The 23,657-nt window shown below is 68.4% G+C and carries 23 protein-coding genes; 16 read left to right on the top strand and 7 right to left on the bottom strand.

Annotated features, from left to right (window positions below; genetic code table 11):
• Positions 1-891: 891 nt before the first annotated feature.
• From ALI144C_RS16940 to ALI144C_RS16930, 3 genes are all read left to right on the top strand, one after another.
• On the top strand, positions 892-1,233 hold the full coding sequence (locus tag ALI144C_RS16940) for a hypothetical protein (protein ID WP_076988090.1): 342 nt from the start codon (positions 892-894) through the stop codon (positions 1,231-1,233).
• A complete protein-coding gene (locus tag ALI144C_RS16935; RefSeq protein WP_076988089.1) occupies positions 1,230-2,093 on the top strand; it encodes a helix-turn-helix domain-containing protein in 864 nt (287 codons plus the stop codon). The genes ALI144C_RS16940 and ALI144C_RS16935 overlap by 4 nt, the downstream gene beginning before the upstream one ends.
• 85 nt (positions 2,094-2,178) lie before the next feature.
• Entirely contained in the window at positions 2,179-2,661 is a 483-nt protein-coding gene (locus ALI144C_RS16930) for a GNAT family N-acetyltransferase (protein WP_076988088.1), read from the top strand.
• Between the two features lie 108 nt (positions 2,662-2,769).
• On the opposite strand, the gene ALI144C_RS16925 is transcribed toward ALI144C_RS16930, so the two are convergent.
• Positions 2,770-3,945, bottom strand: a complete 1,176-nt coding sequence (locus ALI144C_RS16925; RefSeq protein ID WP_076988087.1) for an acyl-CoA dehydrogenase — start codon at positions 3,943-3,945, stop codon at positions 2,770-2,772.
• 94 nt (positions 3,946-4,039) lie between these two features.
• Here ALI144C_RS16925 and ALI144C_RS16920 point away from each other — a divergent pair, with 94 nt between their 5' ends.
• Positions 4,040-5,455 carry an NAD(P)/FAD-dependent oxidoreductase gene (locus ALI144C_RS16920; RefSeq protein WP_076988086.1) on the top strand — a complete coding sequence of 472 codons (1,416 nt, stop codon included), beginning with the start codon at positions 4,040-4,042 and terminating at the stop codon, positions 5,453-5,455.
• 53 nt (positions 5,456-5,508) lie between these two features.
• Here ALI144C_RS16920 and ALI144C_RS16915 read toward each other — a convergent pair whose 3' ends face one another.
• Both ALI144C_RS16915 and ALI144C_RS16910 read right to left on the bottom strand, forming a co-directional pair.
• Positions 5,509-5,985 carry a GNAT family N-acetyltransferase gene (locus ALI144C_RS16915; protein WP_076988085.1) on the bottom strand — a complete coding sequence of 159 codons (477 nt, stop codon included), beginning with the start codon at positions 5,983-5,985 and terminating at the stop codon, positions 5,509-5,511.
• 84 nt (positions 5,986-6,069) lie between these two features.
• On the bottom strand, positions 6,070-7,512 hold the full coding sequence (locus tag ALI144C_RS16910) for an amidase (protein WP_076988084.1): 1,443 nt from the start codon (positions 7,510-7,512) through the stop codon (positions 6,070-6,072).
• An 84-nt stretch (positions 7,513-7,596) separates the two neighbouring features.
• On the opposite strand from ALI144C_RS16910, the gene ALI144C_RS16905 reads away from it, so the two are divergent.
• Positions 7,597-8,208 (top strand): TetR/AcrR family transcriptional regulator, encoded by a 612-nt coding sequence (locus ALI144C_RS16905; RefSeq protein WP_202818973.1) that lies wholly within the window; start codon positions 7,597-7,599, stop codon positions 8,206-8,208.
• A gap of 109 nt (positions 8,209-8,317) precedes the next feature.
• Here the strand turns inward: ALI144C_RS16905 and ALI144C_RS16900 are convergent, their stop codons facing one another.
• Positions 8,318-8,734, bottom strand: coding sequence for a MarR family winged helix-turn-helix transcriptional regulator (locus tag ALI144C_RS16900; protein ID WP_076988083.1), 417 nt, complete (start codon positions 8,732-8,734; stop codon positions 8,318-8,320).
• Between the two features lie 112 nt (positions 8,735-8,846).
• Here ALI144C_RS16900 and ALI144C_RS16895 point away from each other — a divergent pair, with 112 nt between their 5' ends.
• Complete coding sequence (locus ALI144C_RS16895) at positions 8,847-9,530, top strand: alpha/beta hydrolase (protein ID WP_076988082.1); 684 nt, start codon at positions 8,847-8,849, stop codon at positions 9,528-9,530.
• Positions 9,531-9,570: 40 nt separating this feature from the next.
• Here the strand turns inward: ALI144C_RS16895 and ALI144C_RS16890 are convergent, their stop codons facing one another.
• Positions 9,571-10,620 carry an alpha/beta hydrolase gene (locus tag ALI144C_RS16890; RefSeq protein ID WP_083753101.1) on the bottom strand — a complete coding sequence of 350 codons (1,050 nt, stop codon included), beginning with the start codon at positions 10,618-10,620 and terminating at the stop codon, positions 9,571-9,573.
• Between the two features lie 467 nt (positions 10,621-11,087).
• On the opposite strand from ALI144C_RS16890, the gene ALI144C_RS16885 reads away from it, so the two are divergent.
• Positions 11,088-12,347, top strand: a complete 1,260-nt coding sequence (locus ALI144C_RS16885; RefSeq protein ID WP_076988081.1) for an FAD-dependent oxidoreductase — start codon at positions 11,088-11,090, stop codon at positions 12,345-12,347.
• The gene (locus ALI144C_RS16880; RefSeq protein WP_076988080.1) at positions 12,344-13,702 is read left to right on the top strand and encodes an MFS transporter; all 1,359 of its coding nucleotides are present in this window, start codon (positions 12,344-12,346) and stop codon (positions 13,700-13,702) included. The genes ALI144C_RS16885 and ALI144C_RS16880 overlap by 4 nt, the downstream gene beginning before the upstream one ends.
• 122 nt (positions 13,703-13,824) lie before the next feature.
• On the opposite strand, the gene ALI144C_RS16875 is transcribed toward ALI144C_RS16880, so the two are convergent.
• Both ALI144C_RS16875 and ALI144C_RS55485 read right to left on the bottom strand, forming a co-directional pair.
• Positions 13,825-17,244, bottom strand: coding sequence for a BTAD domain-containing putative transcriptional regulator (locus tag ALI144C_RS16875; RefSeq protein WP_076988079.1), 3,420 nt, complete (start codon positions 17,242-17,244; stop codon positions 13,825-13,827).
• 55 nt (positions 17,245-17,299) lie between these two features.
• On the bottom strand, positions 17,300-17,476 hold the full coding sequence (locus tag ALI144C_RS55485) for a hypothetical protein (protein WP_168211267.1): 177 nt from the start codon (positions 17,474-17,476) through the stop codon (positions 17,300-17,302).
• Positions 17,477-17,704: 228 nt separating this feature from the next.
• Between ALI144C_RS55485 and ALI144C_RS16870 the strand changes: the two genes are divergently transcribed.
• The 8 genes from ALI144C_RS16870 to ALI144C_RS16835 all read left to right on the top strand — a co-directional run bounded on the left by ALI144C_RS16870 (position 17,705) and on the right by ALI144C_RS16835 (position 23,561).
• Entirely contained in the window at positions 17,705-18,274 is a 570-nt protein-coding gene (locus ALI144C_RS16870) for a biotin transporter BioY (RefSeq protein ID WP_076988078.1), read from the top strand.
• The gene (locus tag ALI144C_RS16865) at positions 18,271-19,572 is read left to right on the top strand and encodes a class I adenylate-forming enzyme family protein (protein ID WP_237774175.1); all 1,302 of its coding nucleotides are present in this window, start codon (positions 18,271-18,273) and stop codon (positions 19,570-19,572) included. The genes ALI144C_RS16870 and ALI144C_RS16865 overlap by 4 nt, the downstream gene beginning before the upstream one ends.
• Complete coding sequence (locus ALI144C_RS16860) at positions 19,572-20,684, top strand: thiolase family protein (RefSeq protein ID WP_237774174.1); 1,113 nt, start codon at positions 19,572-19,574, stop codon at positions 20,682-20,684. The genes ALI144C_RS16865 and ALI144C_RS16860 overlap by 1 nt, the downstream gene beginning before the upstream one ends.
• The gene (locus tag ALI144C_RS16855; RefSeq protein WP_076988077.1) at positions 20,681-21,355 is read left to right on the top strand and encodes an energy-coupling factor ABC transporter ATP-binding protein; all 675 of its coding nucleotides are present in this window, start codon (positions 20,681-20,683) and stop codon (positions 21,353-21,355) included. Before ALI144C_RS16860 ends, ALI144C_RS16855 begins: the two co-directional genes overlap by 4 nt.
• A complete protein-coding gene (locus tag ALI144C_RS16850) occupies positions 21,352-21,951 on the top strand; it encodes an energy-coupling factor transporter transmembrane component T family protein (protein ID WP_076988076.1) in 600 nt (199 codons plus the stop codon). The genes ALI144C_RS16855 and ALI144C_RS16850 overlap by 4 nt, the downstream gene beginning before the upstream one ends.
• Positions 21,952-22,094: 143 nt before the next feature.
• Positions 22,095-22,436: an ArsR/SmtB family transcription factor gene (locus ALI144C_RS16845; RefSeq protein ID WP_076988075.1), complete on the top strand. Its 342-nt coding sequence runs from the start codon at positions 22,095-22,097 to the stop codon at positions 22,434-22,436.
• A gap of 4 nt (positions 22,437-22,440) precedes the next feature.
• The gene (locus tag ALI144C_RS16840; RefSeq protein WP_076988074.1) at positions 22,441-22,941 is read left to right on the top strand and encodes an SRPBCC family protein; all 501 of its coding nucleotides are present in this window, start codon (positions 22,441-22,443) and stop codon (positions 22,939-22,941) included.
• Positions 22,941-23,561 (top strand): dihydrofolate reductase family protein, encoded by a 621-nt coding sequence (locus ALI144C_RS16835; RefSeq protein ID WP_076988073.1) that lies wholly within the window; start codon positions 22,941-22,943, stop codon positions 23,559-23,561. The genes ALI144C_RS16840 and ALI144C_RS16835 overlap by 1 nt, the downstream gene beginning before the upstream one ends.
• Positions 23,562-23,657 lie beyond the last annotated feature (96 nt).

Raw genomic sequence — 23,657 nt, 5'->3', positions numbered from 1 at the left:
CGCTCTCCGTGACCAGGTGCGTCGCTGAAACCATCTCGATCGGGTGACGCGGCTGATTTTTGTTCTTTTGGCAAAGTTTGGCCATGGACCGCTCATAGCTTCTCGGTGTGATCGTTTCAGCACGTACCGCGTACGTGAATCTCGCCAGCGTTGATGAGGCGCCAATCCCGGTGAGCGGCAGCACAGTCGTGCTGATCATCATGGCTCTGGTTGTGGTTCTGGCGTGGGCGTGCGCCCGGGGCGGTAGAGACCGATGATCGCGCCCACGAAGACGCCCGCCGTGGCCCTGCCGGTTGCTCCCTCTGGAGACACGGCAGGGAGTTCGCCACGGCGGGATACGGCCATGGCGGGGACCCACAGGCATGGCTTCCCCGCTATGGCCCGTAGTTGTCGGTTCCCGGTTGACGCCCCGACGTCCCGACGAGCCGCACGCGTACCGGTCGTACTCCCGCGCGGTACGTGCCCATGGGGATAGGCAGGGCACCACGTTGACGGGTTCTGCCGTCGGCGCCCCCGATGATGTCCTGCCTACACGACATCGTGGTGAAGCCGTTTCTCAACCCCGGGGCGGCTTCACACGGACCAACGCGGTGTGGGGGTCCCCGGTGTCCCTGACTGCTGAACAACTCCGCGGTGACGCGTGCGTGTTCTGCAAACGCGCGTTTATGCCTGGCGTGCCCAACACAAGGGAAACAACCCCTACCGAACTCGCAGTACTGTATGCGCTGCGAGACGCAAAGCGTCGGCCGAACCGAAACGACATCGAAAATAATGTGATAGGCGCGAAAGGGGTGCCGCGTGCGCCAGCGTCGGGTCGCTGTACCGGCGTTCGGCGTTGCAAACCAGACCACCTCGTTGTGCCGGTCGGCATCGAGGCAGCCGGGTGATCACGTGGACACGACCGGGATCGTATGGTGGGGGACCAATCCTGACCGTAGCGCGTACTACGCCGCACGGGTACATGTGGTGTCACAGCAGTATCCGTGGACCGCCTTGTGCGGGCTGCCGGTCGAGCAGGTGTGGCAGCAGCGGCCGCTCACGTCGCACCGCCTCTGTCCCGAGTGCTGTCTGCTTGCGGTCGCGTGGATGTTCCCCACGGCTGATCAGCAGCGGCCGATGCTCGACCTCGCCGACGAAACCCGACCCACACCATCCACTGCGGACTCGAAACGCGACATCATGCCCATCACCGAACATCCAGCCTCCGCGCTCGCGCTGGAGGGATCCGTATGACCAGCCAGCCGGAATTGAACTACCACGGTCGCAAACTCGCGCGAGTGTTGAAGAAGCTGCGCGAACAGGGCAGCTTGACCCAGGAGCAAGCGGGCGAACGGGCCTGCATCGACCCCAGGAAACTCGGCCGACTCGAACGCCGCCAGCTACCCACGTACCACGAATTGATCACCCTGCTGGACGCCTACGGGATCCCCAGCTGCGACCACACACCGCACCTCGAACTGTGGGAACAGGCCAAACAACGACCTTGGTGGCAGGAATTCCACCCCGACGACGTGCGCTACGTCCGGCTGGCGGACTACGCCAGCCGCAAAATCGAGTACCAACTCACCCAGGTCCCCACCCTGCTGCACACCGAGGCCCACGCACGCTGGTCGATCGCGAAACGCTGCCCGTCCCTGGTCGCCAAACGAGTGGCGTTCCTGATGCGCCAACAGCAACGCCTCATCACACCACCGGTGCTGCGGTTCCACGCTCTGATCCACGAATCCGTGCTCCAGCAGGGTCTCGACCGCGCCCAGCTGGCCAAGCTGGTCGAGTGTGCTGAACTGCCCAACGTCACCCTGCAGCTTGTGCCCCAGGCCTTCACGGACCCCGAACTCACCAGTTCGGTGAGCTTGTTGTCGTTCGACGACCCCGATGAGCCGGACAGCGTATTCACCGAATCGGTGATCGGTCTGCAGGAAAGCCATGACCCGCTGCACACCGGCTCGACCAGGCGTCTCCTCGGCAACGCCGCCGGGCACGCCATGAGCCCCGAGGCGTCACTGACGCGACTCCAGGCCCAAATCGGGCGGCGCACATCTGATACCGTCCGCGCTGTGGAGTGCTACGCGGCGAGCCGGACCCGCATCTGAGGGACGCCCTTCGAGGCGCCAGCACCGTTCTCGATCCGGGCAACGGTTCCAGCTTCATGCTCTCTCAGCAGAAAGGCATTCCACCATGGACATCCGTCCACTCGACCCTGAAGATCTCCCTGTCCTCCTCGACCTGACAACCGCCGTGTTCGGCCCGTTCTACGAGGATTTCTTCCGGCCGCTCGTCGGTGAGGCCGTTTTCGTCAACCGCCATGGCAACTGGAAGGACGACTACCGACGGCACCTGGCGGGCCTTCATGCCCCGGATAAAGGCAAGTTCGCCGCCGTCGCACGAACTGACGGGCAGATGGCCGGTTTCGTCGGTTGGGTCATCCAGAAGGCCGAGCGTCATGGGGAAATCGACATCCTCGCCGTCGCGCCGTCGTACAGGAGGCTCGGCGTCGGCCGTGCACTCGCGGAACACTCCATGGCACACATGCGTGCTGCGGGGGCAGACGTGATCTCCATCGGTACCGGCGGAGACGACTTCCACGCACCGGCACGCGAGCTGTACGAGTCGCTGGGGTTCACGCCGTTCCCGAACGTCAGTTACACCAAGGCAGTCTGAGGACACCGGCGGGGTCGACGAGATCGGCCCCGCCCGGCCTCAGCCGGGGCGGCCACGGCGGGAATCCGGGCAGCCGCGCTGGCACGGCGCCGACGTGGTCCACAGTGGTCACCGCACCAGGTCGAGGAACTCCCAGTGAGCTCCGGGCTGCGCACCGCTGAGCCATTTCCCGCAGTTCTGCAGGACGACCGGCCCCGACGTGATGTGCTGCGTGCCCGTGTCCAGGTCGCGCAGGAACCGGTCGATCGGGCCACGCCGGATCGCCGTCGTCGCGGCCCACTTGTGCACCGTCCGGCCGATGTCGTGCGCGGTCCAGGTGACGTGGTTGAGGGCCAACCGGATCAGCGTCTCCTGGTCGGTGCTCAGCATTTCGCCGGCAGCCAGGGTGTTTTCGTTGTCCTCCCAGACCTGCGACGCCCAGGCGCGTGCCGCACGCAGTTTGGCTTCGGCTGTCGCGTACTCGGCGTGGAACTGCGCGGTGTCGACGGCGGCGTTGTGCGTGCCGAATTTGCCGGACGCATAGCGCTTCAGTTCGTCGAGAAGTCGCCGACCCACGCCGAGCGCCCACCCGGTGTGCACGATGGCGGACATGTTCACCAAACCGACGCGGTATATCGCTCCGCCGTTGGCTGGGGTCATCGTCGCCGCGGCGTAGGTGTGCGTTTCCGGGACGAACACGTCGGCACAGTTGTAGTCGATGCTGCTCGTCGCGCGCAGGCCGAGGACATCCCAGTTGTCGACCAGGTTCACCTGCGACTTCGGCATGGCCAGGACCCGTGGTTCGCCGGTGCCCTCGACCAGGATCAGACTGTGGATGTGGGTGGCCAGCGCCATGCCGGAGGCGAACTGCCAACTGCCGCTGACCAGGTAACCGCCGTCGACCGGGACCGCCCGGCCGGGCCGGGTGCCGTGACCGGAAAGCAGTGCGTGGTTGCCGCTCGCCACGTCGGCGAACAGGTCGGCCGCTGCGACGTCGCCGAGGTACGCCGCGGTGGTTCCGGTCACCAATTGCAGCGCCAGCATCGTCCAGCCTGCCGACGCGTCGTAGTAGCTGAGGCGTTCGATCGTCTGCGTCAGCTGGCGTGGCGAGAACTCGTCACCCCCAAGGTTTTTGGGCAGACCCGCGCGTACGAGACCGGCGTCGAGCAACGCCCGCGCGGTATCATCGGTGAGTCTGCCGAGGTTCTCGGCTTCGTGTGCGTTCGCTTCGACGAAGTCGCCGAGTGCGTCGATCCTTCCGAGCAGGGCGGGGAAATCCTCGCTGACGTTGAGCTGGACGGTCATGGGTGGTCGCTCCTTGTTACCGGAGGTGATTCGTTGCCGATCGTACCGACGAAGTGATAATCGTTGACGTACCAGGACTTGAGGTGGGCTTCGGATGAGCAGGGCTGTTGTTGTGGGTGGCGGGATCGTCGGGTTGTCGGCGGCGACGATGCTTGCCCAGGAAGGCGTGGACGTCACCGTCCTGGAGCAGGACGCGGGGGAGCTGCCGGGTCTCCCGGAGGAGACGTGGTCGAGCTGGCCGCGGCGCGGTGTCGGCCAGTTCCAGCAGGCGCACTTCCTGCAACCCGCGGCCTACCGGATCCTTCGGGACCGGATCCCCGAGGCGTTGGACCTGATCCGGGACGCGCACCCCACGAAGTTCGATGTCCGCCTGGCGATGCCACGGAGTGTCGAGGACCGCACGTCGCGCCCGGGCGACGACAGGTTCGAAACACTCATCGCCCGCCGACCTGTCCTGGAGTACGCGGTGGCGAGCTGTGCCCGTCGGTGGGTCGACGTCCGCCGGGGCGTCGAGGTGTCCGGACTGGTCGCTGGTCCGTCCAGTATGGATGGTGTGCCGCATGTCGCCGGTGTGCGCACGTCCGACGGCGAGGAAATCCGTGCGGACCTCGTTGTCGACGTGTCGGGTCGCCGGACGCGCCTGCCGGACCGGCTCGCGGAACTCGGCGCCAGGCCACCACACGAGGAAACCTGGGACGGCAGGACCGCGTACTACACCCGGTTCTTCCACTCGCCTGACGGCGAGATCCCGGACGTGGCCAGCGGTGGGCTGCTGCTCCAGCACTTCGACAGCTATTCGATCATCGTGATCCCGGCGGACCACGGGCACTGGTCGGTGACCGTCGTCGTTCACTCGTCCGACCAGGACCTCAAAGAGCTGCGCCACGTCGACAAGTGGACGAACCTGATCCGAGCCTGCCCCGGGCACGCGCACATGCTCGAGGGTGAGGCCGAGGACGGGATGCGCATCATGGGCGGCAACGGGGAGAAGCTCCGCCGGTTCATGGTGGACGGTAAGCCGATCGCGACGGGACTGCTCGCCGTCGGCGACGCGTTGGCGACGACGAACCCCACCTATGGGCGTGGGATGAGCTTGGGGCTCGTGCAGGCCGTCGGCACCGCCGAGGTCGTTCGGGACTACCTGCACGATCCGCTCAAACTGGCCCAGGAGCACGACCTGATGGTGCAGGAGCGGGTGGTGCCCTGGTACCGCGAAACCGTGCAGCTCAGCCAGGACCGCGCGGACCAGGTCGACGCCGCGATCAACGGTCGGCCCGTCGAGGCGCCCGCCAACGGGGAACAACCGATGTACGACCTGTTCGTCGCCGGTTACCACGACGCTGATCTCTTTCGCGTCTTCCTGGAGAACCTGGCGATGAGGACCCGGTTCGAGGAGATGCTTGCCCGCCCGGGGATGATCGATCGTGTCGCCATCGCGGCAAAGGGGCGCCAGATGCCGGTTTCGCAGGGCCCGACGCGGTCCGAACTGCTCAAGCTGCTGGTCGGCTGACTGCCGGGAACAGCGCGGAATCCTGCGGGCACACCCCCGCGTGCCGCAGGGGGTCAGCCAGGGATGTCTTTGACGAGGAAGGCGGCGCCGTTCCCGGTTCCCGTGATCCGGTAGCCCGCCCGTTCGTACATCCTTATGTTGCGTGCGCTTTTGACGCCGGTGAAGAGCTTGAACCGATGCGCCCCGGCAGGCGCCTGGTTCTCGGCGTAGGCGAGCAGCCACCTGCCGAGTCCGCGGCCTTCCAGATCGGGCACCACCATGATCCGGCCGATGTCCCACGCCGCGCCGTCGAGCGTCGCCCGCATCGCCGCGATCAACCGCGGCCCTTTCCGGACCACCCAGACCGACCAGGTTTTCGTCCACTCCTGAACGTCCTCAAGCGACTCGTGCAACGCGGGAATGGCCAGCGAGTCGTTCACGATCGCTTCGCGCATCCAGCAGCACCGTTGCAGGACGAGCAACTCAGGACAGTCCTCGGGAGTGGCGCTGGCCAGGCGCGCGTCAGCGATGCCGTCGATGTCGATTCTCATCCTTCACGGGCCCTTCGTTCTGCCGATCCCAATGTCAGCATACGGGGCCGGGAATGTCGAAGTCCCCGTGCGAGGGTCGCCGAGTCAGTGATTGCCCGCCCACACCCGTGGGGTACGGCCGGACCACGGGTTCGCCTGTTCGAGTTGGCCTGCGAGGCGGAAGAGGACGTCTTCGCGCCCGTACCCGGCCGCGAACTGCATGCCGACCGGGAGTCCGGTCTCGCCGTCGGCCATCAGCGGTACGGACATGGCGGGCGTCCCCGCCACGTTGAACGCCATGGTGAACGGCGAGAAGTCGTTGAGGCGGGCGATCCACCCGTGGCCGTCGAGAGTCTCCGCGTCATCGCCGTACGTACCAAGGGGCATGGGAAGTTCGGGCAATGTCGGGGTCAGGAGGACGTCGTGGGTGCCGAAGTACCGCGCCAGACTCCGGGCGACCTGGTTGCGAACGGCGAGGGCGACGACGAACTGGGTACCGCTGACTCGCTGTCCATAGCGGTAACTGGCGTGGGTTGCCGGTTCCAGGGTCGCGGTGTCGACGCGACGGGCCAAGGCGGAGGCCAGGCCGTCGACCGAGGCCGTGAGGTTGGTGGCCATCAGCCGGGCGGTGGCCAGGACGAATTCCCGCCAGTCCACGCCGAGGTCCACTGTGGTCTCTTCCACCTGGTGGCCGAGGGATTCGAGCAGACGCGCGGTGCGGGCCACAGCGCTGGCCACGGCGGGAGACGTGCGATGACCACCCCACGCGTGGGTGAGGACGCCGATTCGGAGCGAGCCCGGGTCACGGATGACCTCGTCCGTGTAAGGACGGGACGGCCGCTCGGCGAAACAGGGATCGCCCGGTTCCGGGCCCTGGATCTGGTCGAGCAACGCCGCGCTGTCGCGCACGGTGCGGCTGACGCAACCCTGCACCGCCAAGCCGCTGAACACCTCGTCGAAGTCCGGGCCCATGGAAACCCGGCCGCGACTGGGTTTCAGCCCGAAGAGACCGTTGTACGCGGCCGGGACGCGGATCGAGCCCGCCGCGTCGGTGGCGTGCGCGACCGGGACTATCCCGGCGGCGACGGCTGCGGCCGCGCCCCCGCTGGAACCGCCCGCGCTGCGCTCCGGGTCCCATGGGTTGCGGGTCGCGCCGTAGAGCACGGGTTCGGTCGTGATGCTGTAGGCCATTTCCGGTATGGCCGTACGTCCGAACGTCACGAGTCCGGCGCGACGGAAGCGCCGCATCAGGAACGAGTCGGCGGCGGCGACGTTGCCCGCCGCGAGACGGCTGCCCAGTTCCATCCGGCGCCCGGCCATCGTGGCGCCGATGTCCTTGAGCAGGAAGGGGACACCGGCCAGCGGTGTGCTGCCCGGGTCGGGCTCGTCGTCGGTCGGCCACGTTTCCACGACGGCGTTGATCCGTGGGTTGACCGCCTGAGCGGCCTCGCGTGCGGCTGCTTCCAGTTCGGCGGGGGTCGCTTGGCCCTGGGCCGCCAGGTCGGCGAGGCCGACCGCGTCGAACTCCACGTACTCGCTGAGTCTCACTGCCACTCCCGCTCGAGGCGATACTGACTGGTTTCTTACGATACCGAACGGTATCACACGGCATGTGCTGGTATCGTCAGCGGTGTGGAAGGGCGCGAACTGGTCATGACGTCGAGCGTCAGCAGGCCGAGCAGGGTCGCGAAGCTGCCGCCTCGCGAGCGGATCCTCGACGCGGCCGAAGAGCTCTTCCAGGCCGAGGGAATCCAGCGGGTGGGCGTCCAGGCGATCGCCGAGCGGGCCGAGACCACCAAGATGGCGATCTACCGCCACTTCGAGACCAAGGACGCGCTGGTCGCGGAGTGGCTGCGGATCGTCGCCGCCGAGTACCAGGCTGCCTTCGACCGGGTCGAGGCCGAACACCCCGACCACCCGCGAGACCAGATCCTCGGCCTGGCACGCTTCATCGCCCACGGACTGCCCCGGATCTCGCACCGGGGCTGCCCCTTCGTCAACTCCCTCGCCGAGCTGCCCGACAAGGCGCACCCCGCGCGGCAGGTCATCGAGCAGCACAAGGCCCGGCAGACCGCCAGGCTGATCGGCATGTGCGCCGCTGCCGGGCTGGCCGATCCCGGGCAGACCGCGGCCGAGATCACGTTCGTGCTCGAAGGTGCGCAGGTCAGCATGCAGAACGGGAGCGTCGACCACGTGGCGGACCGACTGATGCGGACCGTCGAGCGAATACTCGATCACGCCTGAGCGGACCCTGGCTGAACGGTCGTTCTGTCAGGGTGGGCCGGGCCAAAGATCGATCAAGCACACCGCGACTCGCGGGTGTGGTCACAGGCGTTCTGAGGGTGTGGCGGTGTCAGGAGGGCTCGAGGATCTCGGCCAGCCGGGCGGTGTCGCGCATGTACCGTTCGTACGGGAAGCCCGCTTCGATCAGGGCGGTGCGCAGCTCGTCGTAGAGGGGTTTCCCCGTCTCGTGGAACGTCTTGCTGCCGGTCTCGGTGAGGCTGACCAGGCGTCGACGCGCGTGGTCGGGGTCGACGCGGACTTCGACGTATCCGGCCGCCTCCAGTGGCCGAAGCGCCCGGCTGATGGCCGGGTCCGACACCGACAAGGCCTGGGCCAGCTGGTGTTGGGTCGCGGGCTGGATCTCCTCCAGCGTGCCGAGTAACCGCATCTGGCTGTAACTCAGGCCACCGGGTTCGTCGCGCTGGCGCGCGGCCTCTCCGAGCAGGAACACCACACGATGCAGCAGGTCCGCGAGTCCATCGTCCACGGGGGAATCATACCTTGATGTTAATGGGGTTAATATTAACCAGGTAAGATCAAAACTGAACGGTGTCAGCCCAAGGTGACCAAGCGCCAAATTTCGGGGAGGCGGAACTGCCATGACCGACGTGATCATCCTGCACGGAGCCTGGCACCAACCGGCTCACTACGAAGACCTTGCCTGGCTGCTGCGCTCACAGGGCCTGAGCGTGGAGGTGCCTGATCTCTACCAGTTGTCGCTGCACGAAAGCACCACCCTGGTCGAGGACATCGTCGCCGCCTCCGGCCAGCCGCCGCTGGTGCTCGGGCACTCGTTCGGGGGCGTCACCGCCGGAACGGTCCGTGGTGCGGCCGGTTTGGTCTTCCTGACCAGCTGGATTCTCGACGTCGGCGAATCGCCCGCGCAACTGCTCGACGAGGTCGAACGAGCGACCGGTGCGCCAGCCGAAGGACTGCTGGGTGTCCCCGACAGCAACGGCTGGCTCCGGCTCGATCCCGACGACGCCCGCAAGAAGCTCTACGGCGACGTCGACGAACGCCTGGCCGCGCGCGCCGTGCAGTTGTTGCGCCCCGAACCGCTCTCGATCTTCCGTGCCACACCGACTCGCGTGAGCTGGCACGACACGCCGTCCGTCTACATCGCGGGACGTGAGGACCGCACGATCGCCGCTCCGCTGGTCGAGCGCTTCGCCGCTCGTTGTACGACAACCGAGACGTGGGAGACCATGCACTCGCCGTTCCTGAGCCAGACCGCTGCTGTCGCTGATCTGGTGCGCAGGCAACGACAGCACGCGAGTCGTTGACCGTGCAAAGCTGCGGTCAGCACGGTCCGGCCGATCGCCCTCACGGCACGGAGACGCCGCAGTCGAAGCGGCGCAACTGGGCCACGACCTCGTGCATGGCCGTTCGCGCGTGCCGATCACAGGCCACGAACCCCGGGAATCCGTGCACCAAACCAGGGTGGTGCAGGTGGGTGACTCGTACTCCGGCGGCGCGGAGCTTCGCGACGTACTCGACCCCTTCGCCCCAGAACGGGTCGAAGCCTCCCGTCACGACACAGGTCGGCGGCAGGCCGCTGACGTCCTTGGCGTACAACGGGGATACGTATGGGTCGGTCAGCTTCTCCAGATCGGGGACGTAGCAGGACTGGTACCACTTGATCGTGTCGTTGTCGACGAAGTACCCCCGGCCGAATGTCTGCCTTGTGGAGTGCCCTCCGACCCCGTCCAGGGCTGGGCACAGCAGCACTGTGAACGAGGGCTTCGTCGTGCCCTCGTCGGCGCACCGCTGCGATACGGCGGCTGCGATCGTCGCGCCCGCACTGTCACCGCCTATCCCGACGATGCGGCCGGAACCACCGAAGCGCACGGCGTCCGACGCGATCTGCCGGAACGCGGCCATCGCGTCATTGACTGCCGCCGGGTACGGGTGCTCCGGAGCAAGCCGGTACTCGACTGCCACGACGCGCATTCCGGCGTGTTTGCTCAGAAAACGGCAGACGCCGTCATGGCTCGTCAGGCTGCCGAGCACGAACCCGCCACCGTGGAGGAACACCAACAGCCCGCCGTTGTCGCGAGCCGGTGCGTACACCCGTGCGGTCAACGGCCCGACCTCACCATCGACGATGGTGTCGTATGCCCGCACGTCCCTCGCCACGCCTGCCAGCAATGCGGCGGACGCGATGTCGAAATGCTCGCGGGCCACGGTGAGGTCGACGGTGTGCGGTGCGGACCTCGGTACCAGCCGCTCCAGCCTCGCCACCAGTTGGGCAGTCGGGCTCAACGTGGCGCCGTCGATGGTGACGGCAGGCCCCCCGATGCCGCGAAGCACGGCATCGGGGAGACCCAGCAAACCCCGGACCATCAACGCTGTGACGCGCAGTGTCGCACTCATCGGAGTCAGAGAGCCGGCTTGAGCTCTGGGTAGCAGCCACGAGTCTGGCCGTCGCGGTCGGGGTGGGCTGCGCAGGCAATCACTGTCCACAAGGTAGTCACCGCCTCCGTTCCCGCAGCGTACGAATCACCAAGCGCAGCGTAATCGAGCGAGCTCGGGTTGGCACTCGCAGGCGTTGCCAGCGTCAACGCGAGAAGCATCGCAGCAGGCAGTGTGGAACGAAGAAAAGCTCGCACGAATCCATCCTCGGGCTGGTCGACGCCACGATCGTGGCCAACCTAACCGCGGATATCGGGGTGATGAACCGGAGTCGGCTCCTCCGGGCTTTTCGCGCCACGAACTGTGCCGGTTCGTACTCGAATCGATTCGTCGACAGTGGACACAGGCGGCCCAGGTGGCGGGAAGTAGCCACCGGGCAACACGGACGGCAGATCTCGGTCGACCAGGCCAGGCGGTAGTTTTTGGTCATGCACAGCAGCACCCCGCAATTGCGATGGGAAGCCGACGTGGTGATCGTCGGCGGTGCGGTTGGTGGTGCGAGCACAGCACACGCACTCGCCACGCTCGGAGTGTCGTCGATCGTGCTCGAACGTACAGCCGACTTCCCGGAACTCAACCGCGGTGACATCCTCCAACCGTTGTCGTTGAGCCTGCTCGAAAGATGGGGAGTGCTCCGTCACATCACCGCGATGGGCGGCTACGACCTGGTGGCGTCGGGTTTCCACCACCGTGTCCGCGGCTTCCTGGGCGAGTGGGGTTTCGAGGGCCTCGCCATGGCTCACCCGCATCAGACGGTGTTGCGTCACACGAACCTGCACCGCGCCCTGTATGCCGCTTTCGCCGGTCATGGCGACCTGGTGACGGTGCACCGTGGCGCGCAGGTGTCGTCGCCCCTGTTCGACGACAGCGGAGAGGTGATGCGCGGGGTCACCGGCACGATCGGTGGCGAGCTGTTCCAGGCCGTCGGCAAGGTCGTCGTCGCCGCGGACGGTCCCTCATCGCGGATGCGCAGGGCTGCGGGCATCGAGTTCGAACAGCTGCACACCTACGACTTCGAGTACATGATGCCGACGTGTCCTCGCCCGGACGCGCCGGAGCTGGAACACCGCACCATGCGTTACGTGGGTGGGGACGGGCTCACGATGCTCATCCCGCTGGACGGCGGCACCGAGGTCCGGGTACCGCTGCAGATCCCGATCGCCGAGGAGTCCTACTGGCGTTCCCTTGCCCCGTATGACTTGTGGCAGCGGATGGTGGAGCGCGCGCCGGTTCTGGAAAGCGTCCCCGGGGAGATCGAGGGCGGCCTGCACACCTACCGCGTCCACCTCAGCCACGCGGAACGCTATGTCAAGGGCAACCTCTGCCTGGTCGGCGATGCCGCGCACGTCGTCCCGCCCACGTTGGGGCAGGGGATGAACATGGCCATGCTCGACGCGGATGTGCTGGCCGCCGTCATCCGTCGTGGTCTTGACGACCCGGGGACCAGTCTGGACCTCTACAACCAACTACGCCGCCCGACGAACGAGGTCGTGCTGGCCACGTCGCACGAACAAACCCTGGCCCAGTCCGCGACCGGGCCCACGGTGGACGAGAACGTCCTGCGGGACTACGCGTGGCTGGCTGATCCCGTCCGCCGCCGTGAGGTCGCTGAACGCGTCGCCGGGCTGTACAACAAAACAGCCGAGCAGTTCGGCATCCTCGGTGCTTCGGGAGGTGTCCACCAGTGACCGGCGTCGACACCCGCGGCGCACTCGTCGCGGCGCGGATCGACCGGCTCCCGGCATCCAGGCTGACAGTGCGGGCACGGCTGGTGATCGGCGCGGTCACGTTCTTCGACGGCTTCGACCAGCTCCTGATCGCCTACGCGCTACCGGCGTTGCGCAGCCAGTACAATTTGGACACCGCGGCGATCACGTTCACCATCACGGTCGGCTCGGTGGGAATGCTGCTCGGCGCGTTGCTCACGGGCAGGTTGGCCGACCGGTTCGGCCGAGTGCCGGTGGTCGCGTGCTGCCTGGTGCTGTACTCCTTGAGCAGCTTGCTCGCCGCGCTCGCACCGAGCATCGAATGGTTGCAGGCAGCCAGATTCCTGCAAGGCATCGGAATCGGTGGCGAAGTGCTCGTCGCGGCCACGTACATCAGCGAGATCATCGGCCCGAAGACGCGTGGCAGGTTCGTCCTGGTGTACGAACTGGCGTTCGTCGCCGGGCTCGCGATGGCGTCGCTCGTCTCGGTGTGGGTGGTGCCGGCGTTCGGCTGGCGGGTTCTGTTCGTGATCGGCGCCTTGCCCGTCTTCCTGGCCATCGCTTTGCGAACGGTGCCCGAATCGCCGCGTTGGCTTGCCGCGCGCGGCCGTCATGACGAGGCGGAAGCGGTGGTGAGCCGTTTCGAATCCGTGGCGCGCAAGCAGTTCGGTGCGATCCCCGACATCGTGCCACCGCCGACAGCGGAGACGGATTCCCGTGCGAGCGTGCTGGACTTGTTCCGCATCCGGTATTTGCGCCGCACAGTGGTGGTGTCGGTGCTGTGGTTCGTGTCGTTCCTGGTGAACTACGGCTTGTCCTCGTGGCTTCCGACTATCTACACGAGCGTGTTCCACCTCGACGTGAACACTTCGCTCGTGTACACCATGATCACCACCATGGCCGGGCTCGTGGGCAGCGTCGTGGTCGCGACGACCGTCGACAGGTTCGGCCGGAGGACCGTGCTCATCGTGGGAACGCTCGGCGGGGCAGTGGTTCTCGGAGCTGCGGCGTTGGTCGGGCCCGCGACCGGCCTGGGTGTGATGGTGTTCGTGGCGACGGCTGCGATCTTCGTGTTCTCGGTGAACCTGGCGCTGAACCTCTACGGGCCGGAGCTGTATCCGACGCGCTCGCGTGCGGCGGGTGCGAGCATCGGTGGCGTGTTCGCGAGGCTCGGTGTGATCGTCGGTCCGATCATCACCGGGCTCGCGGTCGGCGCTGACGGCGGCGTCGCACCGGTTTTCGGCGTGCTGGCCGTGGCGTGCGCCGTCGGTTGCTTCACCGTCGCGCTGTTCGGCGTCGAGACCGCGCGTCAAACGCTCGAAACCGTTTCACCGTAACGCTATGCGGCGTCGGCCAGTGGCTGCGCGACGGTGTCGCGCAGCGCGCGAAGTGCTGGCCGCGACCCGTCACGGCAAGGGGACGAGCCCCACAATGAGGTAGGGATATCCCTCCCCGGTGACTATCCCGCTTTGGGCTGTTCGTCATCCACCTGGAACTGCGGCGTGACTCCGGTGGCCTTGAGGCGGCTGGTGGCGCGGTGCACCAACCACACGGCCCCAAACGTGTCGTAGCGCGCGATCGCTTCCGCGTGCGCGGCGCGTGCTTCGTCCGCGCGGTCCGCCGCCGCCAGCAGCACGGCCGCGTCCTCCAACGTCTGCGCCAGTTCGACCGGCCTGCCGACCTCGCGGTAGTGCCTGGCCGCGGCGAGCAGTTCGTCCGGCGCCCGGTCGATCAGGCCACGACATCGAACCAGCGCGGCCGCGGCCCGCGCCGGGACAGTCTCCCGACGGGCCTCCACCGCGCACACGTCCGAAGCCCGTTGCGCGAGGCCCGGTTTGCCCGCGGCGACAGCGATCCGGACGACGTCGGGCAGCCATTGGTGGCGCAGCGCCATCGGCGAGTGGTGTTCGTCGGTGAACGACTTCAACGCGATGAGCGCGGCTTCCAGACGGCCGTCCCGTTCCGCGGCGAGTGCCTCCGCGATGACCAGGAACTCGCAGTTCTCCCGGTCGGCCTCGGTGAGGATGGGCAGCTCGTCCGCGGCGGCGAGGTGTGCGCCCGCCTGGGCCTGGTCACCGCGGTAGGTCGCGATCAGGCTTGCTATCCCGTGCAGCACCAGCATCGTCGGGTTGTTCGCCCGTAGTCCGTGGAACCGCACGTCGGAGTTCCCCGGGGCGGTCACGGAGAAGTCCGGCAGGGCTTCGCTCCACCGGCCACGCCAGAAGTGCTGCACGGCGGCGAAGACCCGTTGGGCTGCGGGCAGGTGGTGACGTCGGACGAGTTCGTCGGCGGTGCGCAGGGTGTCGTCCGCCTCGTCGAGCCGGTCCAGGTTCTGCAGGCTGAAGAGGCGACTGTCCAACAGGCTCACGTGCAGGCGCGACAGCGTCGAGTCCGTGTCGTTGGCCTCGCCGACGACCGTCAGCGCTTCGTCGGCGAACCGGAGCGCTGTGACGTGGTCGCGGCTGATCGAGCGGAGCAGCCACAGGTTCGCCCGCGCGTACCCCTTGGCGAAGGCGTCGCCGACTCGGTCGGACTCCTCGACCGCTTTCCAGGTGACGGTCTCGGCCATGGCGGGGCGCTCCATCCCGGCCAGCATCGCGAGACAGCGTGCGCGCCAGAGAGCGGACATCCCGGCGGTGTCCACGGCCGCGCGCAGCGAACTGACCGCCTGCGCGTCCATGCCCCGTCGGAAAAGCACGCTGGTCAGGATCCAGTGCATCTCACCGATGAGGTCCGGATCGCGCGTGGTGGCGAGGATGTGGCGGACCTCGTCCTCCGGGGACTCGTTGAGCCGGTACCGGAACCTGGCGAGGCCCGCGGTCAACTCGTCGAGCCGCGGATCGGCGGGACCGCAGTCCTCGACCGCTCTGCGCAGCAGTTCCAGCCCGATGGCCGGGGCGCGGGAGCCGACCTGCTCACCGTGCTCGTGCACCCACGCGATCGTCCACGGGTCCATCGTGGACGCCGAGGCGGCGAGGTGACTGGCGACGGTGTCGAGCGGAGCACCGGAGTGGTGGAGGGCTTCGGCCGCGTGCCGGTGCAGCGCACCGCGCAGTGCGGGGATCATGCCGTCGTAGAGTGCCTGCCGGATCAACGGATGCCGGAACGCCATCCGCTCGCCGTCGGCGACGAGCACACCCGCGGTGGTCGCTTCCTCGATGGCGGTCAGCAACTCCGCCGGCTTGCGACGCAACACAGTGGACAGTTCGTGGATCCGGAACCCGGTGCCGAGCAACGTGGCACGGCGCAGCACGTCGACCGTGGCCGGTAGGAGGAAGTCAAGCCGGTGTTCCACCGCCGTGGCGAGCGACATGGTCGGGGCCGTGCTCGCGTCGGCCCTGCCGGACGCCACGCGCACGGCCTCCTCACGCACGAGCGCGTCCACCAGCTCTTCGACGTAGAGCGGATTGCCTGCCGCCCGCGAGGCCAGCCGCGCCAGGCCCGGTCCCGGGATGGCGTTGAGCAAACCGTGCAGGAGTTGGTCGACCTCGCCTTCGGACAGCGGCAGGAGCCGCAGGACTGTGCCGTTCTCGCGTGCCACGGTGTTCCGCATGGCCTGCAGGGCAGGCGTTTGCGGCAGCGGGCGGCACGCGGCCACCAACAGCAGCGGCAGATCGCTGGTCAGCGTGGCCAGCTTCGCCCAGACGAGCATGCTGGCGTCGTCGACCCACTGCATGTCGTCGACCACGAGGACGAGCGGCCTGTCGTCACACAGTCGACGCACCAGCGCGACCATCGCGTCGACAGTGGTAGGCGAGTTGTCGACCGTGCCCGACTCCGCGTCGATGCCAAGGCCCCGCAGCATGACCCGGAGCGGGAACTGTTGTGCCAGTTCGTCACCGGCTGCCCACGCGACCTGCACGCCCGCAGTGTCCAGGTCGGCCAGCCCGGTGGTGAGCAGCTCCGACTTGCCGATCCCCGGCTCGCCGTCGACCCACACCGCACCGCCTCGGCCACCGGTCAACTCGGTGAGGGCGGCTCCCAACCGAGACAGCTCCTCCTGCCTGCCGACGAACTCGCGGGCGCGTTGGCGTGGCCGCAGCGCCTTGACCGACTGCGTGTGCGGCCTCGGCGACGCCAACGCCAGTGCCGGGTCGTTGCGCAGGATCTGCTGGTGGATCTCGACAAGCCGTTCGCCGGGGCGCCCGCCCAGCACACTGGCCAACGCCTGGCGCGCTTCGTGGAAGTGATCCAGCGCGTCCGCTTGCCGTCCGCTTCGGTACAGCGCGATCATGAGCAGACCACGCAGGCCTTCGTGCTGCGGGCGCTGCGCGACCAGCGTGGTCAGCTCGGCGACCAGTTCGGCGTGCCTGCCGGTGGCCAGTCCCGCCTCCGCGCGGGCTTCCAACAAGGCGAACCGGACATCGGTCAGGCGCAGGCGCTGGGTGGTCGCGAACGGGCCGGGCAGCCCGGCGAGCGGTTCGCCGTGCCACATGGACAGTGCCCGGTCGGCGATGTCCAGTGCGCCGACAGGACTGCCGTGCTCGAGCGTCGCACGGGCCTCACCGGCCAGTCGTTCGAACGTGAAGGCGTCGAGCGCCTTGGGCGCCAGGTTGAGCCGGTAACCACGCTCCACCGACGGCAGTACCGTGCTGGCGGTACGGATCGACCGGTTCGGTTCGAGGACGCGGCGCAGACCGGACATGTACGTGTGGACGCTGCCGTGCGCCGTAGTGGGCGCGCTGTCGCCCCACACCGCCCTGATCAGCTCGTCCATGGTCACCACGTGGTGGTGGCGCATCGCGAGCGTGGCGAACACGGCTCGCTGGCGAGTCGGGCCCAGCCGGATCTCCGTGTCGCCCAGCCACGCCCGGATCGGGCCGAGGACCTCGACCCGCAGTGGTCCGCCCAGAAACGCGTCATCCTGGGTGGCTACCACCGTGGTCCTTCCCTGTCCCCGCCGCGCACCCGGTGGATCCTAGTGGGCGACGGGGTCAGCTCGAAATTTCTCGCGAAGAGGACAGGGAGTCGGTGGGGAGTTCACCACGCCCGCCGGTGGCGTCGGCCACGCCCAGGCATTCGGTGCCCCGGAAAACGGCGAGTTCGTAGTGCACGGAATCGTCGTCGAACGAACTGACCGAAAGCCCGATCTCGTAGTCGCGGTCGGCCAAGCGAAAACCTGGATCCGCCGAACACCCCCAACGACCTCCCGGTCGTAACCACTAGTCCGAACGGATGGCGGGGTCCCGGTTCGTTACCCGTCGGGGCCAGGGTCATGGCGTGTTCGGGCACGACGCGACCGTGTGGATTTCCACCCATGCGGTGCTGTCACGGGTTCGCCGGTGACCCTCGCCACCACCGCGCTGATCACCGGCCGTGGCTGGCATTAGGTTGCTCCTGTGACAACGGAGAACTCGTCCGAGGCCAAGCGTGGATCCGCGGCCGCCCTCGCCACCACTGTGGTCTTCGCGGGATTCATCGCTGTGCTCGGTGTGTTCCCCGGCCTGTACGTCGGCGGCGGCAGTGTGCCCGTCGTGCTGCAGAACGCCGGGCCGCTGCTGGCGGGTGTCGTCCTCGGAGCGAGGCGGGCCACGGCTGCTGTCGTGCTGTTCCTCGCGCTGACCGCGATCGGGCTTCCGCTGCTGTCCGGTGGACGGGCCGGTGTCGCGCCGTTCGTCGGTCCCAGCGGTGGATTCCTGTTCGGCTGGATCCTGTCCGCGCTGGTGGCCGGCGCTGTCGTGACCCGGTTCAAGCGCACCGGCCTGCCGGTCCTGCTGCTCGCGGCCGCGCTCGGCCTGCTCGCGGACTACGCCGTCGGCGTGCCGTACCTGGCCTTCTACCTGGGCGATCTCCGGGCGGCCGTGGTGCAGTCGCTGGTTTTCCTCCCGGGTGACGTGGCCAAGGTCTTGGCAGTCGCGCTCATCGCCGCCGTGCTGCACCGGGCGTTGCCGGGGAGGCTCGCGGGTTGACGCCGCCGATCCTGGGTGGCGGCTCGGTCCCGTTGCCGCTGCTGAAACGAGCACACGGCGCCGCCCGGTGGCTGGCGGCGCGGGGGATCGGCGAGGGTGCGCGGATCGCGGTCGACGCGCCGGACACGCTGGCCTGGCTGCTCGGAGCGGACCTGGTCGGCGCCGCCACGCTCGTCGTCGAACCTGGCTGGACGCAGCGGGAACGCACCGCGGTGCTGACCGATGTGGCACCGGACCTGGTGGTGACCGGGAGCCCGGATCCGGTGAGCGACTGGGTGACTCCGGCGGGTGACGGTCGGACGTGGTTCCTCATGCCGACGACGTCCGGCAGCAGCGGCAGGCCGAAGGTCCTCGCCCGGACCAGGGACTCCTGGCTGGACAGCTTCGCCGCGCTCGGCCCGGTGGCCGGGCCGGTGCTGATCCCCGGGCCGCTCAGCTCGTCGCTGTTCCTGTTCGGCGCGCTGCACGCGTTCTGGTGCGGCCAGGACGTGCGGCTCCTGCCGCGCTGGAGCCCAGGCGCGGCCGTCGAAGCCGCGAGGCACGCGACAACGGTTCACCTCGTCCCGGCGATGCTGACGAGCCTCCTTGCTGTCCTGGACCGGCATCCGGAAGCCCGGCGCGACTGTGCACTGAGGACGATCATCTGCGGCGGCGCGCACGTCGACGAGGCCACCCGTGCCCGGCTGGCCGAACTGCTGCCGGACGCCGAGCTGGTGCCGTACTACGGGTCGGCGGAACACTCGTTGATCGCGGTCGACCGCGGCGGTGCCGGTCTGCGCCCGGTCGACGGGGTCGGTATCGAGGTCCGCGCCGGGATCCTGTGGGTCGACTCGCCCCTTTCCCACAGCGCCCGGCTCGTCGGCGGCGTGGCCGAAGAGGTCCATAAAGGATGGTCTACTGTGGGTGACCGGGTCTCGTTCGACGGTGACGTGCTCGTGGTGCACGGCCGGGCGGCGGCGATGGTGTCCAGTGGCGGGAAGATGGTCTCCGCGGAAGAAGTCGAGACCGTGCTGCGCGCGGTCCCTGGCGTCGCGGACGTCCTCGTCGTGGGGACGCCGCACCGGACGATGGGCTCCCTCGTCACCGCGGTGGTCGAAACGGTGGCCGAAACGACGGCGGACGGCCCCGGCCTCGTGCACGAGCTGCGCGCGGCCGCTCGCAGCGGCCTGGAATCGGGCAAACGTCCCCGGCGGTGGCTGGCGGTGCGGGAACTGCCGCGCACCGCGTCGGGCAAACCAGCCCGCGCCACCGTGGCCCGGATGCTGGCCGACGGCACCTTGACCACGGAACCCCTGTGATGACCCCTGTGATGACCGGGCACATCCCGGTGATCGTGGCGGCCAGGCGGACACCGATCGGCACCGCGGGTGGTGCGCTGCGCCAGTTCCCCGTCGACGAACTCGTCGCGCCGGTCATGAGCGCGGTGCTCACCGACGCTGGTCTGGACACCGTGGACGATGTCATCCTCGGCAACGTCTTCGGGCCAGGCGGGAATCCCGCGCGAGTGGGCGCGTTGCGGGCGGGGCTCGGGGTGCCAGGGGCGACGATCGACCGGCAGTGCGCGAGTGGACTGGCGGCGATCACCATGGCGGCCGCGCTGATCCGCGCGGGGGAGGGCGAGACGTACATCGCCGGTGGCGTGGAAAGCGCGTCCACCGCGCCCTATCGCATCCGGCGGACGGAATCCGAGCCCTACAGCCGTGCGCCTTTCGCCCCGGCCGACATCGGCGACCCGGACATGGGGCCCGCCGCCGATCTCGTCGCGGCCGAGGCGGGGATTTCCCGGGAGCGCCAGGACACGTTCGCAGCCCGCAGCCACGCGCGAGCGTGCGAGGCGCAACGCGCAGGCGTTTTCGACGCGGAACTCGTGCCCATCGGGGGAGTGGAGCGCGACGAGCGCCCGCGGCCGAGGTTCACAGCCGAACGCCTCGCCCGGTTCCGGCCCGCGTTCACCGAAGGCGGCACGGCCACCGCCGCGAACTCGTGCGGGATCAGCGACGGCGCGGCGGCGGTGCTGGTCACCAGCGAGGCTGTCCGCAGGCGGCTCGGTCTGCCCGGGCTGCGGCTGGTCGGCTCGGCGACGTCGGCCGTGGACCCGAACCGGCTCGGCCTCGGCGCGGTGCCCGCGATGCGCGAGGTGCTCGACCGGACCCCGGACACCGTGGAGTTCAATGAAGCCTTCGCGGGTCAGACGTTGGCCTGCCTGGACGCCGCGGGGATCGACGAGCACGTCGTGAGCCCCGGCGGTGGTGCGATCGCGCTGGGACACCCGTGGGGTGCTTCGGGCGCGGTGCTGGTCGTGCGGTTGTTCGGCACACTGGTCCGCCACCGGGCCGGGAACTCCGGTCTGGCGGCGCTGTCCGCGGGTGGCGGTGTGGGTGTGGCGGCGATGTGGGAGGTCGTGCCGTGATCGAGTTCGACGGCCTCGGCCACAGCTACGGCGACCGCCGGGTGCTGTCCGGCGTGACCCTGCGGCTGCCGGAGCGGCGGGTCGCGTTCGTCGGCGCGAACGGGTCCGGCAAGTCGACGCTGGCCAGGACGATCAACGGGCTCGTGCACCCGACCGAGGGCCGGGCGCTGGTCGACGGGCTCGACCCGGCCCGCGACGGACGGGCTGTCCGGCGGCGGGTCGGGTTCGTGTTCAGCAACCCCGACAGCCAGATCGTCATGCCGACCGCGGGCGAGGACGTCGCGTTCTCCCTGCGCCGCACCACCTTGTCCAAAAAGGAGCGTGCGGCGCGTGCGGCCGAGCTGCTCGCCGAGTTCGGCCTCGACGGGTACGCCGACCACCCGGCGCACTACCTGTCCGGCGGTCAGAAGCAGCTGCTCGCGTTGTGCGCGATGCTGGTGACGGAACCGGACGTGCTGGTCTGCGACGAGCCGACGACACTGCTGGACCTGCGCAACAAACGTCAGTTCGTGCACCGTCTGGAAGCGCTGCGCCAGCAGGTCGTCCTGGTCACCCACGACCTCGACCTGCTCGAGCGGTTCGACCGCGTCATCGTCCTGGACGAGGGCCACGTGGTGGCCGACGACCGACCGGAACCGGCACTGCGCCACTACCGCAAGCTCGTCGGATGACCGGCTACCAACCAGGCACGAGCCCGCTGCACCGGGCACCGACCGGCGTGAAGTTCGTCGGGATGCTCGTGATCGCGACCGGCGTGTTCGTCCTGAGCGCCCCGACCTGGGTCGGCGGGGTGTGCCTGCTGGTACTGGCCGGATACGCCGTCGCCCGGTTGCCGTTGCGGTACTGCTGGCGCGTCTCGCGTTCGCTGGCCCTGATCGCGCTGCTGCTGTTCGCGGTGCAGTGGTGGTTGGTGAGCCTGGACGCGGCCTGGCTGGTGAGCCTGCGACTCGTGGCCGCGGTGGGCGTGGCGAACCTGTTCACCGCCACCACCCGTGTCGACGATGTCGTCTCGTCGATCGAACGAGCCGCCGCGCCGCTGCGCCGGTTCGGGGTCCGGCCGGACCGCCTCGGCCTGCTGGCCGGGCTGACGATGCAGGCGGTGAGCACGTTGTCCCTGATCGCCGGGCAGGTCCGGGAAGCGGCCAAGGCACGCGGCGCGGACCGTTCGGTGATCGCGTTCGCGGTGCCGTTCCTGGTCCGGACGCTGCGGCACGCCGACGACCTTGGTGAAGCGTTGGCCGCGCGAGGCGAGGATGACCGCGCCTGACGTCAGCCGGTTCCCGGCTCGGCGTCCCCCAACGGACACCCGGTGACCGACTCGTTGCGCCCGGACGACATCCGAGTTGCCTGATCGTGGTCGCTGTGCTCGTGGTCACTTGACGCATGCCCATATGGGAATATGATGGCGTCATGGCACGAGCAGCGACGACGTCGGACGTCTTCAACGCGATCGCCGAGCCGCAGCGCCGGGAGATCCTGGTGCTGCTGCGCGGCGGCGAGCGGCCGGTGACCGAGTTGGCCGGCGAACTGGGGATGAGCCAGCCCCGCGCGTCCAAGCACCTGCGGGTGCTCCGGGAGGTCGGGCTGGTGCGGGACCGCAAGGCGGGCAAGCAGCGCCTGTACGGCCTCGACGCGCGCGGGCTGCGGCCGGTCCACGAGTGGACCGGCGGGTTCGAGCGGTTCTGGAACGAAAGCTTCGACCGGCTGGACGCGTACGTGCAGGACCTGAAGCAGGCAAGGCAGGAGGATTAGCTGAATGGGTACGGCAGGACAAGGAACGCAATCCGCGACGGCCGACCGCGAGATCGTCATCTCCCGGGTCATCGACGCCCCGCGGGAGCTGGTGTTCGAGGCTTTCACCGAGGTGCGGCACCTGTCGCGGTGGTGGGGACCGGAGGGGTTCACCACGACCACGCGGTTGTTCGAGTTCCGCGTCGGCGGGGAGTGGGGCTTCGTGATGCACGGGCCGGACGGGACGGACTACGCCGAGTGGATCACCTGGACCGAGATCGTCCCGCCGGAGCGGATCGCGATGCTCCACGGTGAGTCCCGCGAGGACCCGAACGCCTTCGAGTCGGTCCTGACGTTCGAGCCCGACGGCGCGGCGACCCGGATCGAGATGCACACGGTGTTCCCCACCAAGGAACTGCGTGACGAGGCAGTCGAGAAATACCACGCGATCGAGGGCGGCAGGCAGACTTTGGGCAACCTGGCTGCCTACGTGGCCGAGATTCTTCGGAAGGGAACGGAAGGCTGATGGCGGGCAAGGTGTTCTTCAGCGTGTCGATGTCACTGGACGGGTTCATCGCCCCCGAGGCCATCGAGGACTTGATGGGGCGGCAGTGGATGGAACTGCAGCGGTGGGTGTTCCCGCAGCGGTTCTTCCGGGAGAACCTGAAGCTCGGCGGGGGCGGCGAGGAAGGGCGTGACAACGACATCTTGCGGGAGACGTTCGAGCGCACCGGCGCGAGCGTGATGGGCAAGCGCATGTTCGACGCGGGCGAGCCCGCGTGGCCGGAGGAGGCGCCGTTCCACACGCCGGTCTTCGTCGTGACGCACGAGAAGCGTGACCCCTGGGAGCGGCCGGGTGGGACCACGTTCCACTTCGTGAACGACGGCATCGAGTCCGCGCTCGACCAGGCCCGAGCGGCCGCGGGCGACCGCGACGTCCGCATCGCGGGCGGGGGTGCGACGATCCTGGAGTACGTGAACGCCGGCCTGGTCGACGAGTTCTCGATCGCGCTGTCGCCCGTGCTGTTCGGCACCGGGATCCGCCTGTTCGACGGCGTCGACGCGGGCCGCGTGGCACTGGAACCGGTCCGCGCGGAGTCCTCCCCGAGGGTTACGCACCTGACTTACGCCGTCCGGCAGCGGTAGTCGCGTCGCTACTGTACGTAGCGCAGCCAATTTGTCGACAATTCCGGGCCATTGCGCCCGCATGGGTGAACCTGTCTGGCACGTTCGCGTGAAATC

Source organism: Actinosynnema sp. ALI-1.44, from assembly GCF_001984155.1.
GTDB lineage: Bacteria > Actinomycetota > Actinomycetes > Mycobacteriales > Pseudonocardiaceae > Kibdelosporangium.
This window is presented reverse-complemented; position numbering and strand designations above follow the sequence as displayed.